Raw genomic sequence first — 14,982 nt, forward strand, 5'->3', positions numbered from 1 at the left:
CTATCTATTGTACAACCTTTTTACATAGCTGAATTTTTTTATTTGAAAATAAGGGTGCATCTATAAAACCATAATGATAAACTAAAATACCTAATTCCACTCTAGAATTAATATGCCATTTTTCTTTAATATGATTAATTATCGTTGAAATTCTTCGAGGGGTAACATATATTTTTTTTGAAATTTCTGCATCTGTGTATCCTTTTGCTACATAAATAGCCACTTCTAACTCTCTTTCGGTCAACATTCTTTTCATAAAATACGCTCCTTCGAAATTATTTATATAAAAATCAAAAGAAACTATTAAAAGAAATAAAGGTGAAAAATCATATTTATTTTAATCCGGCTATTTGCGGGTAGTAAGACTCCGACCTCAAAATTTAGATGTGGCAAAGAAGTCGGACTCCCTGTAAAAGCCTGCCTGGGGTGGACTAATAATCAGTGGGGGTGAATAAAACGCACATTGATTATTAGTGAACCATATTTTAATAATTTCTCGTATTGTGATACAAGTTTGTAAAAGAAACTATAAATCCATATAATTAGTAATTGTAACTATATCAATTTTACATTACATTAAAAGTTGGAAAATATTCTTATACTCATAAAGTGTTACATTTGAGGGAGGAAAGATGGAATTCTACAATCTTGGTATTATTATTAAAGAACTTAGAAAGAAAAAAACATGTCACAATCTGAATTATGTCATGGAATATGTTCACAAAGTCAAATTAGTAAGATAGAAAAAGGTATTATTTATCCATCTAGCATATTGTTGTATCAATTATCTGAAAGACTTGGTATTGATCCAAATTATATATTCGCACTAACCAAAAATAAAAAAATAAAATATATTGAAAATGTAAAATGTGTAATGAGAGATTGTGTAAAACAAAAACAATATAATGAGCTTTATGAAATAGTGAAAAAAGAGAAAAATGATAATAATTTCCAATCAAAAGAGGATAAACAATTTTTATTATGGCATGAAGCGATTGCTATATATTATGTAAATGGAGCAACAAGTAATGCTTTTGACATTTTAAATAGAGCACTAAAACAAACCTTAAGTAGTACTAACTTTTTATCAGAAAAAGAAATAAGCATAATGAATTCAATTGCTATAATACATGCAGAAAATGAAGAGTATGAGAAAAGTATAAATATATTAAAACAAAGTTTAATTAATTTTAATAAGATAGAATTTCCTAGAGAAAAAGAAATCAAATTAAGACTCATTCATACGTTAACAAAATGTTTACACCTTGCAAATCAATATGAAGAAGCAATAAAGTATAGTGAAATAGGTATAAAATTAGCCATAAATATGAATACTTTATACTTATTAGGTGAATTGTTTTTTGAAAAAGGTGCAATTTTATTGAAAGTTCAGCACTCTAATGAAGTTGGTTTAACAGACATAAAAAAAGCATTATTTATATTTGAACTAACTGAAAGAAAACAATATATAAAAATGATCAAGGAAAAATATATTAAAAATCAAGAATAAACAAGAAAGAATTTTAACATAAACTATTCCTAATTGTTATTTATTTCTAAAAAAAGTACTGTAATACGAACTATTCCTAATTGTTGTTTATTGCTAAAATGAATACCGTAATATTAGATAAATATAAAGGGTGGCATTTTATGAAATCAAGAGGAATTACTCGTAAAGCAGATAGTATGGGGCGTATTGTTATTCCAATGGAAATAAGACGGAGTTTAGGAATTGTAGAAAAAGATTCTCTTGAAATGTTTATAGAAGAGGATCAGATTATTTTACGAAAATATCAATCTCCAAGAGCTTGTGCACTTACAGGAGATATTTCAGACAGCAATATTTCGTTAGCGAATGGGAAGATTATCGTAAGTCCAAACGGGATGGAACTGTTAATAAAGAAGTTACAGCAATATCTTTTAAAGTAAAAGATAAGTAAGAACTTTAAAATAGAATATACTTGGAAAAAGTCCTCTATTCATTTAGGGGGCTTTTTTATTGTTATCAATAAAATTGAGAGGCCGTAGTTGGTTCAATGGAATACGGATTACCTTATAAATAGTCTGACTATTTTTTATAAAAAAACTATTTATTTACATTTTTTGTTTCGTGTTATATTTTTAATGTTAACATAGTTGTATTGAAAATTCTGATTTTAAAATTAGGAAAACTTTAGAAAATGAAATACTCTTACTTGAATTGAAAATCATATAAACATAGTTTGAAAGTAAAGTATGAAAATGAATCAGATTTTCAAATTAAATTTGCCAAATCAATGGAGGCTCGTGGGGGAAATGTAACTAAGAAGAAATCTCTTATACTCCATGTTTTTTATTTGTAAATCGGTAATTCTAATAGCTCTGACGAAAAGTAAAGGAGTAAAAAAGAAGTGGATAGTTTGTTTAATAGAAGATAGGGTGTAAAAAATAAAACAACGGAGGTTTTATAATGAATAAAGGAATACTGCAGATTACAGAAATTGAAGAAATTACCATTCCGAATCTATTGAAGGATAAAATGAAGAATCTGATAGAAAATGAATTAAAAACTCATAATCCTTATACTTGTGATCAAGAAATAGCAGCATATTTTTCAAAAGAGTGGCTTAATTGTTTGATTGACTATTCAAAGAAAACTCCGAATTCAGACATGAAAAATCTACTACATATGATAAAAATAGCGAATTGTGGTGGGAACGTACCGCCTATCCTTATTAAAAATACTCCATGTGATCCTATAGAAACACTATTACCTGGGGAAAATCGCAGAGGTTTTAATTATGGTGAAGACGAACACGATAGAATGAAAAAATATTTTTATGCAGAATGGGTCACATGGCTTTTTGCCACACTTTTTAATTATGATGCTTTAATTCACCCATCCGAACATGCAGGGAAAAATAGATTTCATCTCATTTCACCTTTAAACAACGATGAAGTTTTGCGAAATGTCGGTGCAAGCACCGGTGGCGGGAACTTTTATCAACATAACGATGCCACAGTGTATACAGATATGAAAGACCAATCAGATATTGAAGCAAGATTGAAAACATTCAATACGAATTTAGAAATTGTATCAAATAGACTTAATAAATCCGTGGAACGAATAGTGTCTGAAATTACTTGTGGAAAATTTACTAGAGTTGATGCTCTTTTATTAAAAGGAGTGTTAAATTTAAAAACTCAAACTCATATTGGAACGCCAAAATTACTTCAAAAGCATCTTGAAGAAAATTTCTTCAGTAAAGATGACATATTGGCGATAAGTAAAATGCCTATTGCTCATATCGCAGGAATGGCTGATGGTGAAATATCGGGATTTGTAGGGGAAATAAACCAAATTATATTTTTAGATGATAATGGTGATATTATTGCAACTTGTTTAAATGGAGCAGAGAATAGATTGATTTATGTAGGAGAAAGTGAAGAAGAAAAATTGAAATTTGACATGTTTTTAGAACTCTTACGAACAACGCCTACTTATAAGGTTCCACTTACATCTGAAGATTTATTAATTATCCCAAATTCATACTATGGTAAACAAACAAATGTAACTCATGGTAGAGAAAGGTTATCTGAGGAAGAATATAAAATCCCGATTGGAAATAATAAATACGGAAGAAGAATTGTTTGCAGGCAATACGTTTCCAGCCGATTACGTGATCAGAAAGAAAGTTACTTTAAAGATTTAATTAACTAGTTTAAAGAGAGGAGGGAAGATGGGGAGGTTTGGGGTATAATAGCTCAAGCCTTCCCATATTCTTTGTATGGATTTTACTATTGAATTACTCATACTACTATTTTTAGTAGCTGTATTAGCAGGATGGATAGATACGATTGCTGGAGGCGGTGGTATGATAACTATCCCGATAATGTTATTAGTAGGTATGTCTCCTTCTGTAGCGATAGCAACTAATAAACTGCAAGGGAGTAGCGGAACTCTCATGGCAACAGTGTTTTTTATTAAGAAGAAAGAAATTAATCTTAAAGAAATGCGTTTGTCCATCTTAATGACCTTTTTTGGATCAGTTTTCGGTGGATGGCTTGTTTTACAGATACGAGCAGAATATCTAATTATGATATTACCTTTTTTACTTGTTTTTATTGGCATTTATTTTCTATTATCTCCAAATATAGCAAACGAAGATCGACCGAGAAAAATAAGTATGTTGTTGTTTGCGTTAACAGTGGCTCCGTTACTGGGATTTTATGATGGTTTCTTCGGCCCAGGAACAGGTAGTTTAATTGCTTTAGCATTCATTCTTTTATGTGGATATAGTGCTACACGGGCGACTGCAAATGCTAAGATTTTGAACTTTACAAGTAATTTCGCTGCTTTGTTGTATTTTATTATTTTTGGCCAAATCGATTGGACAATTGGATTGATTATGATGCTTGGTCAAATAATAGGATCATATATTGGGGCAAAGATGGTGCTTACAAAAGGGACGGCATTAATACGACCAATAGTGGTTATTGTTTGCTTTGTCATGGCAATTAAGATTTTTTTACAAAATATGAACTAAATGTAATCAATATATTATTTGTATTAAAGTTAGAGTGTTTTCATGTTCCTATTGCAGTATTACGCTGTTTAAGATGTGTTCAAAATTACACAATTGGACTAGTGTAATGTATTGCGTTATGCTTTTTTATAGTATAAAAGAAAGGCTTGAAGATAATGATTCGTCGTTTGAGAAAGCTAAAAAATGTAGCAGTCGTAGTAAGCTTCTAAGTAAATAGCAATATATATAATACTTAGAAGCGAGGAATAAAGTTATGAAGCATCCATTATTTAATCATTGGTCAGAAACAAAGTATATAAAAGATATAGTAACAAATCCACTCATTGAAGTAGGAGAGTACTCCTATTATTCAGGCTATTATAGTCATCAAAATTTTGAAGATGGCTGTGTAAGGTATTTGTGGGGAGATGCTAAGTCCCAAGCACTGTTCAATCCAATTGAACAGATGGGATGGCACCTTGACAAACTCATTATTGGGAATTATGTTTGCATAGCAAGCGGGGTAGTCATTTTAATGGGTGGTAATCATAATCATCACTCAGAATGGATTACAGTATATCCATTCGCTGAGCAAATTAAACAATCATATGAACCTAAGGGAGATACAGTCATTAAAAGTGATGCTTGGATTGGAATGAATGCTATAATAATGCCTGGCGTTACTATTGGTGAAGGTGCAATTGTTGCTGCAGGATCAGTCGTAAGTAAAGATGTTCCGCCGTATACAATAGTTGGTGGAAATCCTGCTAAGGAAATAAAGAAACGATTCACTGATACAGAAATAAACATGTTAATGGAAATGCGTTGGTTTGATTGGGATAGGAAATTGATTGAGAAGGCAATTCCGCTGTTATCTAGTCCATCCATCGAACCATTATTTGCTTTTTATAAAAATGAAGTGAAAAATAAATAAATCAGTTAGAAAAACTACATCCAGTATAGGGTGTAGTTTTTATTTTTTGTAAATGTGGAACAAATGTATTATTTAGATTGTCTATTAACTGTAATCCTAAAAAAATATGAAAGTGTGAATCATTTTGAAAAATATAAGGGGATTAAAAATAAGGATATGTGTGGGAATACAAAGTATTAGCGCACCTAAAAATGTCGGATGAGATGGTCTATATGAAAGCGATTCTAACGTTTTATATGTATATACAATTTGAGAACACTTTCTATTTTTTTGCGGGATTATGTTAGAATAACGCTTTTTTTAAGTACAAAGAAATTGGAGGTAACAGAAGTGAAAGGTATGTTTTGCAATAGAGTTATTGCAATAGTAACAGTGCTTACAATATTTTGTAGCATGGTCGTTACAATTGGAAAAGCAGCAGCGGAAACAGATCCTGCTATAGACGTTGAAGCAGGGTCAGCAATTTTAATAGAAGCAAATTCTGGAAAAATTTTATATGAAAAAAATGCAGATGAATCATTGGCAATTGCTAGTATGACAAAAATGATGAGCGAATACTTAGTTCATGAAGCGGTGGATAAAGGAAAACTTAAATGGGATCAAAAAGTTAAAATCTCTGAATATGCACATAAGATTTCGCAAGATCGTTCACTATCAAATGTTCCATTAGAAAATGGTGGCTCTTATACGGTAAAAGAGTTATATGAGGCAATGGCAATTTACTCTGCAAATGGTGCAACAATTGCTTTAGTTGAACAGATTGCTGGTAAAGAGGTCAATTTTGTAAAAATGATGAACGATAAGTCAAAAGAGTTTGGTATGAAAGATTATAAGTTTGTAAACTCTACTGGCTTAACAAATCAAGATTTAAAAGGATATCATCTAGAAGGGACAACTCTAGAAGAGAAAAATAAAATGTCTGCAAGGGATTGTGCAATTTTAGCACAACGTCTTATTCAAGATTTCCCCCAAATATTAAATACAGCAAAAATTCCTAAAAAAACATTCCAAGAGGGTGGTAAATATCCAATTGATATGGCGAACTTTAACTGGATGTTAAAAGGCTTAATTAAGCAATATGAAGGTGTAGATGGTTTGAAAACAGGAACGACTCCAGAAGCGGGAGATTGTTTCACTGGTACAGTAGAAAGAAATGGTATGCGACTAATTTCTGTAGTGATAAAAGCAAAATCTCATACGGCACGTTTTGATGAAACAAAGAAATTATACGATTATGGATTTGCGAATTTTGAAGTGAAGAATGTCTACGGAAAAGATTCAGTAATAAAAGGACATGAAACAGTTCGAGTGGCAAATGCAAAAGACAAAGATGTAGTAGTTCAAACGAAGCAAGCTGTTTCACTTCCAATGCCGAAGGGCAATAAAGACATTTATAAAAAAGAATTTAAAGTATCGAATAGGGAACAAGAAGCGCCTATTAAAAAAGGTGTAACAATTAGTAAAATGATTATCTCGTCTAAAGATAATACAGATCCTGGGTTCTTATCAGGTAATTCATTACAAATAGACCTTGTAACAAAATCTGATGTGGAACAAGCAAATTGGCTTACACGTTTTATACGTAAAACAGGATCTTTTTTTAGTGGTATGTGGGATCGTACGATTGATATAGTAAAAAGCTAATTTTATAGGATACAACTAAATATTAGTTTGAAACAAAAGGTTTCAAAGCACTATAGATTCTTATGTGGATAGCTTGGAATGTCAGGGTGTAATTTTTTCTTCTTACTTTGTGCATTGCAATGACACTACTTTTTTCTATAGTTTCGTATCATGTAATCGAAAAGAAATGTATCAACTGGGCAAAACAAATAACAACAATTTTTTTGAAAAAAAGTATAATTCCTAGGGAGATTTTATTTCTTTAGTAAATATACGAATATGACCGATTCCTTAGTATACTTGGGAATCGGTCAATTTTGGATTCTAAATGTAAATATAGTAAAGTGGAATATAATTGAAATCGAAAACCACTTAGAAATAACAATTACGGTGTGAGCTATTGTATAGTATAGATATGTTTAAAAATAAAGGGGGAATACATATGTGGAAGCGATTTGTAGCAATTGGTGATAGTTTTACAGAGGGGATAGGGGATGAAGTTGAGGGAATTGCATTAAAAAGCTGGGTAGATCATTTTGTTCAACTGTGTGAAAACGATATAGAATATGCCAATTTTGCAAAGCGTGGGTTAGTAACTGAAGAAATTCGCTTGCAGCAATTGGAAAAGGCGTTAACTTTTAATCCAGATTTGGTTAGTCTCATTGCAGGGGCAAACGATGTTTTAAAAGGACGTTGGAATCATGATGCATATAAGAACGATGTGGAATTTATGATAGATACATTAAGTAAAGCAGGGGCTGATATTATTATAGCAAACCTTCCAGATTTTACAGTTAGGCTCCCTTTTGCTTCTGAAAAAAAACAAGTAATAAAAGAACAATTATTAGAGGCAAATGAAGTTATACATTCACTGAGCAGAGAGTATAAGCTTCATCATGTTGATTTTTGGAATCATCATTTAGTTAACGACAATACGCTTTGGTCTAAGGATTTAATTCATCCAAACTCAAAAGGATATGTAAAAGTTGCTGAATTAATTTTTAGTAGTTTGCCTGTACAGAAGACAAAATAATAGTTTGCAATGTAACGAATATGATATTAAGTGTATGAAGCTATGTTTTTTAGTAAATGGAAAGAACTAAACATTTAGCAAACAAAGCGTTTCTACGATATATTTCTACAGTAGTGCACAAATACAGAATCACAAAGAAAGATCACTTATGGAAATAGGTGGTCTTTAAATGTTTTTATAACTAAATTAGTATATACTGTATTACTAACAGTTTCGTACTACAAAAAAATTAAGTTCTCTTATAGAAAAACTGATATTATCTTAAAATATAATAACATGTTCAAATCATATTTTAGGTATGTATCCTAATTGTGAATGATGTGTAATTTTTTTGAAGTATAAATATCCAATAAATAAAATAGGTAGTAGGTGCAGAAGTATTAATACTATATTATTTAATTCTTGTTATGAGTACATTAGTGATTAGTAATATTATATTTTTATTATCAACTTTAGTTATTGGAATTAATTTGAATAGAAAATATGTAGGATAGGGAAAGGTACATATACTTTAATGTATATGTACCTTTTTATTTAGTAGGATTTATAGTCTCTATAAACTATTATATTAATAAAATTAAAAAACTTTATTCTTAATATTCCTATGGTTAAAGCTATCTATAAAATGAAAATATAACCAAATAATAGTTTTGTTATGATTTGTGGATTTGGTTTTTTATCCGAATTTTCTGATTCAAATATTTCAACTTTATGAATATAGTAGGTGAAATATTTGTGTGATAGTATTTGAGATAGAAAAAAGCCAACTTTAAAAAGGATGTGAATTGAATGTGCAAACGACTGTAAAGGGTTATATTAAGGCAACGTTTAGCTGTTATTAGTGTAAGGTAAAGATATATTTTGTAACAGTTGATATAAAAATGAAGAAATAGGTACGCTTTCGCTTGTCTGACTATTTTAAATATATGAAAAATAAGAGCGGTTTGAGTTTTGACGAAGTTAAATTCTAGGTGAGATGTCAATAATGATTAATTAAGTTTAATAAAGAGGTACCTTATACGCAAAAGCGTTTATATTAGTAACCTAAGGAGCTTGCTTTTATGAAAACTACTGATTCAAAAGGCCTATTAGGAAATAGGGTTTATTTACAAGTTTTCTCTGCCTATTCATTGCTTATGCTTGGTGTTTTTATTGATATGTTAGCGATTATGACTATAGTTGGGTTTGAATGGGAAGTAGATCCTACTATGATTGGATTGATTCCTGTTGCATATGCACTTCCTGGAATTATTTTTGGCTCATGGGCAGGTGTTATTGCAGATCGTTTTAGAAAAATTCCAATTATGATGTTCTGTAATCTAATGGTTGGTCTAATAACAATTGCTCTTTTATTTGTACAAGATATCCACTGGCTCTTAGTGGCATTAATGATTCGTTCCATTTTTATTGTTTTCTATTATCCTGCACAGCAAACACTAACAAGACAGATTGTATCCCCGGACTTGCTTACTAAAGCAGTAAGTATCAACGGAATAGTAGAGCAGGGTACAAAGATAGTAGGCCCACTTATAGGGGGCATGTTGTTGAGCTGGTTTCAACCAGAGTTCTGCCTCATTATAAGAGCTATAAGTTGTTTATTAGCTACTTTAGTTTTGATACCCACAATAAAATTTAAAGAAACTATATCGAAAGAATTTGTTGAAAAGCAAAAACAAAGTACTTGGACCGCTTGGGTACAAGGGTGGGGTTATGTGTTATCTAATCGGATAATATTATCAACCATGATTTTCGTTACAATAGCCATGGCGGTATTACAATTAGTAGACTCACAATTCCCAACTTTATTTAAGAGCTTATTCCCACATGATAAAAGTAAAATGGGATATATCATTTCTATTATTGGTCTTGGCGGAATACTTGGTGCATTACTAACTCAGAAATTAAAACAATTTCAATATGGCTGGGTAGTATGTGGAGGTATGGTTTTAATGGGAATTGGTTTTGGGGGGATTGGTTTGATAACGCCCGGTACGGTCTTCGTTTTAGCCTATTTAATTAGTTTTATCGCTGGTATCGGAAGTGGGCTGATGCTTGTATCTAATCAAGTCATTTTACAAATAGAATCGGATCAAGATCAAGTAGGAAGAGTATTTGGTATACAAAGCAGTTTAACAAACGCAGTTCTAATTATTTCTCCTGCTATGAGTGGTCCATTAGTGCATTTGTTTGGAGTAACTCAACTCTATGTTTATGGAGGGATTGGGCTTGTTATTATTGGAGTAATTGGAGTTTCACTGCAGAAATATTTATGGGCTAAACATAAACACGAACCTATAAGAGCAAATAATTTTTGAAGGGAAGATTTTTATGACCAATGAGGAATGTTATCCATTAAGCCATCCGCAGCGAAGAATATGGTATACAGAAGTTATTCATTCTGATAAAGGAATATGTAATTTAAGATTTTTATTTAAACTTCATCGAAAAATGAACTATTCAAAATTAAACCAAGTTGTGAATCGCGTTATCAGTGAAAATGACGGTCTGTGCATTAGGTTAAAAGAAAATGGGCATCAAGAACCTAAACAATATTTTATTAAACATGAAGAACAAGAATTTGAGTTTTTTGATTTCAGTAATGTGGAGAATACAAATTTGCTTGAGGAATGGATTGAGCAGAAAACAAAAGAAACGTTTACATTATTTAATTCGAATTTATACTATTTCGCTTTAATAAAATTAAACGATAATGAATGTGCGGTCTTTGGAAATGTTCATCATATTATTATGGATGGTTTATCAATTCAAATATTTACTGAGCAGATTGCAAAATATTATTATGACATGCATAACGAGAATGAGGAAGGCGAAATTAAAAATTCATATGTTCAATTTCTGACTAATGAACAAACATACTTGAATAGTAGTCGTTTTCAAAAAGATCAAAAATTCTGGTTAGAGGAATTTAAAACACTGCCATCTGTGACCGGGTTGAAGCCTTATAATACGTACCAAGTTAGTACCAAAGCATCACGTGAGACGTTTATATTAACGGAGCATTTGAAGAGAAAGATAGAAAAATTTTCTGAAGATTACAAATTTAGTTTATACACCCTTTTTGTTGCTGCTTTCTCGTTGTCCATGTATCGGTGGACCTCATCGCTTGATATTGGTTTAGGAATGGCTTACGGCAACCGTATGACTAAAATGGAACGAAAATTGATTGGAATGATGGTGAGTACAGTTCCTTTAAGAATGGATATTGATCCAGAAGAAGAAGTACTTTCATTTATTAGTAGGGTGTCCAGAAAACAAAGTAAATCATTAAGACACCAGAAATATCCATTTGATTTGTTATTAAAGCAGATTAATAAAGAGAATAACAGTAATGTGAGACTTTTCGGAACTACGATTGATTATAGGGATCGTGATGAAAGTGGTGACTCACTATGGATTCCAAACCGTGAAGAAGTACAAGATTTTGCAGTGCATATTGAAAATCTAATTGATATAGACTCTTTACATGTACATATTGATTATCGTGAGGAGCTATTTTCTAAGGAAGAGATAGAACGATTCTTTAACGTTATGCTAGTGATACTGGAAAATATTTTTGAAAACCCAAAGCAGAAGGTGGCTGAAATAGAAATCATTTCTGAGGAGGATAAAAGAAAAAGTTTAGTTGAGTTCAACAATCCTAAACTGGATGTCCCGCCTCAAGTAACTATTCATGAAATGTTCGAACGGCAAGCGATGATTTATCCAAATGCTATTGCAGTTACGTATGAAAAAGAAAAAATTACTTATAAGGAGCTTAATGAACGTGCAAACCAGTTAGCTCATTATCTGCAGAAAAAAGGAGTAGGACCTGATACTTTAGTTGGACTGTGCGTTGAACGTTCCCACGAGATGATTGTAGGTATTTTAGGGATTTTGAAGGCTGGTGGGGCTTATGTCCCACTTGATCCAACATATCCAGAGCAACGACTTCAATATATTTTAGAAGATGCTAGCATTCAGTTATTCGTAACGCAAGAAAGTTTAAAAGAATTGAACTGGTTACCAGAAAATGTTGAGTCGATTTGCCTGGATCGTGATCAAGATGAGATTGGGAAAGAAAGTAAGACTTTGCCGGTTTCTGGTGTCGGTCCCCAAAATCTGGCATATGTAATCTATACTTCGGGATCAACGGGAAATCCAAAGGGCGTTATGATAGAGCATCACAATGTCATTCGGTTATTTAAATCGACGGATTGTTGGTATCAGTTTAATGAAAAAGATACTTGGACGCTTTTTCATTCGTATGCATTTGATTTCTCAGTATGGGAAATTTGGGGAGCATTATTATATGGTGGAAAATTAGTTGTTGTTCCGTACTGGATTAGTCGATCACCTAAGGATTTTTATCAATTATTAGTGGAGGAAGAAGTCACAGTTCTAAATCAGACACCTTCCGCATTTCGACAATTAATACAAGTGTGTGAACAAGAAGATGAGAATAAAAATTTGCAGCTGCGTTATGTCATATTTGGCGGAGAAGCGTTAGAACCTACTAGCTTGTTACCGTGGTTTCAAAGGTATGGGGAGAAAAACCCACAGTTAATTAATATGTATGGAATTACAGAAACTACAGTTCATGTTACATATTATCCAATTACTTTAGATGATGTGCAGCAGGCTTCAAGAAGTAATATTGGAAAGCGGATTCCCGATTTAGAAGTGTATATACTAGACGCTTATCAACAACCTGTTCCTATAGGTGTTGATGGTGAACTTTATATTGGCGGAGCAGGGCTTGCACGTGGGTATTTAAATAGACCTGAATTAACAGCAGAGCGTTTTATATCTCATCCATTTAGTAGTGATCTGAAAGCAAGATTATACCGGACAGGAGACTTAGCGAGGTATTTGCCAGATGGGAATCTAGATTATCGTGGAAGAATTGATCATCAGGTTAAAATACGTGGTTTCCGAATTGAGATTGGGGAAATTGAGTCTACTTTACATACATATGCATATGTAAAAGAGGTAGTTGTAATTGTAAGAGAAGATCAGCCAGGCGATAAACGATTAGTAGCATATGTTGTAGGAGATGGAAATGTAGATGCGTGGAGAGAGTATCTTAAAGCGAAACTACCAAGTTATATGGTTCCTTCGGGATTTGTGGCGATGGAAGCTATTCCACTTACAGCTAACGGTAAAGTTGATCGTGAGGCCTTACCTATGCCGGAGGAAACGCAGATTAATAGTGAATGTGTTGGCCCTCGGAATAGTAACGAACAGATACTAACTACCATTTGGAAGAGAGTATTAGGTGTTAAAAAGGTGGGAATCTATGATAATTTCTTTGAAATTGGTGGCGACTCGATTCTCAGTATTCAAATCATATCTCAAGCAAGTCAAGTGGGGTTAAAACTTACTCCAAAGCAAATGTTTGAATGCCCAACTATCGCTGAGCTGGCACAAGTGGCTATAGAAACGCAGGGAGTACAAGCGGAGCAGGGAATTGTGATAGGTGATGTGCCTCTTACTCCAATTCAGTGCTGGTTCTTCGAGCAAGAACATCCACATACAGAGCATTGGAATCAATCAATGCTTTTAAAAGTAAAAGAAAGATTGGATGTGAAATTACTAGAGGGAGCGATATTAAATTTACTGAAACATCATGATGCTTTACGTTTCCGGTACGAACAGTTACCAAACGGAACGTGGAGGCAGAGAAATGAAGGGACTGATGAGCTGTCAGTACTCCATGTTGTAAAACGGAATCAAGTTAATGAAAAAGAGTGGAATAAAATAATACAAGAAGAGATGAATATTCATCAAGCTAGTTTCAATTTAATTACTGGTCCGTTAATGAAAGTAGTGTACTTTGAAGATAACTTGATTGAAAATGATCGAATATTCTGGGTGATACATCATTTAGTAGTAGATGGAGTGTCATGGAGGATTCTATTGGAAGATTTACAGGTGGTATATAACCAGATGAAACAAGGTCAAGAAATTCGCTTACCTGCGAAAAGTACATCTTTTAAAGAATGGTCTGAACGACTTCAGACATACAGTGATTCGGGTATTTCAAAAGAAGTAAAGGATTATTGGAATGAACAAGTAGAAAAAGAAACGATGAAAATTCCAATGGACTATCCAATACAAGAAACGACAGAAGAATCGATTGATCAAGTGACGAGGACTTTAGGAATAGAAGAAACACAAGCATTGTTTCACGAAGTTCTAGTCACTCATAAGACAAGGATTGATGAGGTACTATTAACGGCATTAGGACAAGCTATCGTCGATTGTACAAATCAGCAAACCGTTTCTATTCATCTAGAAGGACACGGGAGAGAAGAGATGATTGAAGGTATTGATTTATCAAGGACAGTGGGCTGGTTCACGAGTATTTATCCCGTTCATCTCAATTTTCAAGGAACTCAGACACCTATTGAAGGGTTAAAGGCAGTCAAAGAGCAATTGCGTCGAATCCCAAATCGCGGAGTTGACTATGGTATTTTACGTTACTTGAATAAAGGATTACTTCCGTTTTATCAGCAAAAGCCTTCAATAAGCTTTAACTATTTGGGCCAATTTGATCAGGTGTTTTCAAGGGACTCTTTGTTTATGCAAGAGACAGGATTTACATTTTTAGATCATGCTCCAGATTCCAAACCATCTCATCTAATTGATGTTATCGGAATGGTGAAAGATGAAAAGTTACATTTTATTTGGATGTATAGTAGGGAACAGTTTTCTAAATTAAAAATTCAAGTGATAGCAGATGGTATGTTGAGGCATCTTCGTCAACTTATAAATAAACCAACAACAGAGTCTGCTTTTACGGTATCAGATTTTGCTGATGCAGAGGATCTTACGGAAGAAAGCTTGAGCAAAGTATTACTTAAATTAACAAAGAAGAGGGTGTAAAA

The 14,982-nt window shown here is 32.6% G+C and carries 9 protein-coding genes and 2 pseudogenes; 10 read left to right on the plus strand and 1 reads right to left on the minus strand.

What is annotated here, in order from left to right; genetic code table 11:
• Window positions 1-4: 4 nt before the first annotated feature.
• The gene (locus N2V80_RS11855) at window positions 5-256 is read right to left on the minus strand and encodes a response regulator transcription factor (protein WP_000827560.1); all 252 of its coding nucleotides are present in this window, start codon (window positions 254-256) and stop codon (window positions 5-7) included.
• Window positions 257-632: 376 nt separating this feature from the next.
• On the opposite strand from N2V80_RS11855, the pseudogene N2V80_RS11860 reads away from it, so the two are divergent.
• From N2V80_RS11860 to N2V80_RS11905, 10 genes and pseudogenes are all read left to right on the plus strand, one after another.
• Window positions 633-1,510: pseudogene (locus tag N2V80_RS11860) on the plus strand (helix-turn-helix domain-containing protein).
• 140 nt (window positions 1,511-1,650) lie between these two features.
• On the plus strand, window positions 1,651-1,929 hold the full coding sequence (locus tag N2V80_RS11865) for an AbrB/MazE/SpoVT family DNA-binding domain-containing protein (protein WP_000842216.1): 279 nt from the start codon (window positions 1,651-1,653) through the stop codon (window positions 1,927-1,929).
• A 520-nt stretch (window positions 1,930-2,449) separates the two neighbouring features.
• Window positions 2,450-3,700: a hypothetical protein gene (locus N2V80_RS11870; RefSeq protein WP_001032367.1), complete on the plus strand. Its 1,251-nt coding sequence runs from the start codon at window positions 2,450-2,452 to the stop codon at window positions 3,698-3,700.
• Window positions 3,701-3,767: 67 nt separating this feature from the next.
• Window positions 3,768-4,526, plus strand: a complete 759-nt coding sequence (locus N2V80_RS11875; RefSeq protein WP_000347986.1) for a TSUP family transporter — start codon at window positions 3,768-3,770, stop codon at window positions 4,524-4,526.
• A gap of 253 nt (window positions 4,527-4,779) precedes the next feature.
• Window positions 4,780-5,439 carry a CatB-related O-acetyltransferase gene (locus N2V80_RS11880; RefSeq protein ID WP_000682538.1) on the plus strand — a complete coding sequence of 220 codons (660 nt, stop codon included), beginning with the start codon at window positions 4,780-4,782 and terminating at the stop codon, window positions 5,437-5,439.
• A gap of 330 nt (window positions 5,440-5,769) precedes the next feature.
• Window positions 5,770-7,083 (plus strand): D-alanyl-D-alanine carboxypeptidase family protein, encoded by a 1,314-nt coding sequence (locus N2V80_RS11885; protein WP_000677706.1) that lies wholly within the window; start codon window positions 5,770-5,772, stop codon window positions 7,081-7,083.
• A gap of 92 nt (window positions 7,084-7,175) precedes the next feature.
• Window positions 7,176-7,328, plus strand: a pseudogene (locus N2V80_RS11890) (acyltransferase family protein); the annotation flags it as partial.
• A 176-nt stretch (window positions 7,329-7,504) separates the two neighbouring features.
• Complete coding sequence (locus N2V80_RS11895; protein ID WP_061654579.1) at window positions 7,505-8,095, plus strand: SGNH/GDSL hydrolase family protein; 591 nt, start codon at window positions 7,505-7,507, stop codon at window positions 8,093-8,095.
• Window positions 8,096-9,156: 1,061 nt separating this feature from the next.
• Window positions 9,157-10,410 (plus strand): MFS transporter, encoded by a 1,254-nt coding sequence (locus N2V80_RS11900; RefSeq protein WP_000858613.1) that lies wholly within the window; start codon window positions 9,157-9,159, stop codon window positions 10,408-10,410.
• Window positions 10,411-10,423: 13 nt separating this feature from the next.
• Window positions 10,424-14,980, plus strand: coding sequence for a non-ribosomal peptide synthetase (locus N2V80_RS11905; protein WP_061655513.1), 4,557 nt, complete (start codon window positions 10,424-10,426; stop codon window positions 14,978-14,980).
• Window positions 14,981-14,982 lie beyond the last annotated feature (2 nt).

It is taken from the genome of Bacillus sp. FSL W8-0640, from assembly GCF_038007725.1.
Classification (GTDB): domain Bacteria; phylum Bacillota; class Bacilli; order Bacillales; family Bacillaceae_G; genus Bacillus_A; species Bacillus_A cereus.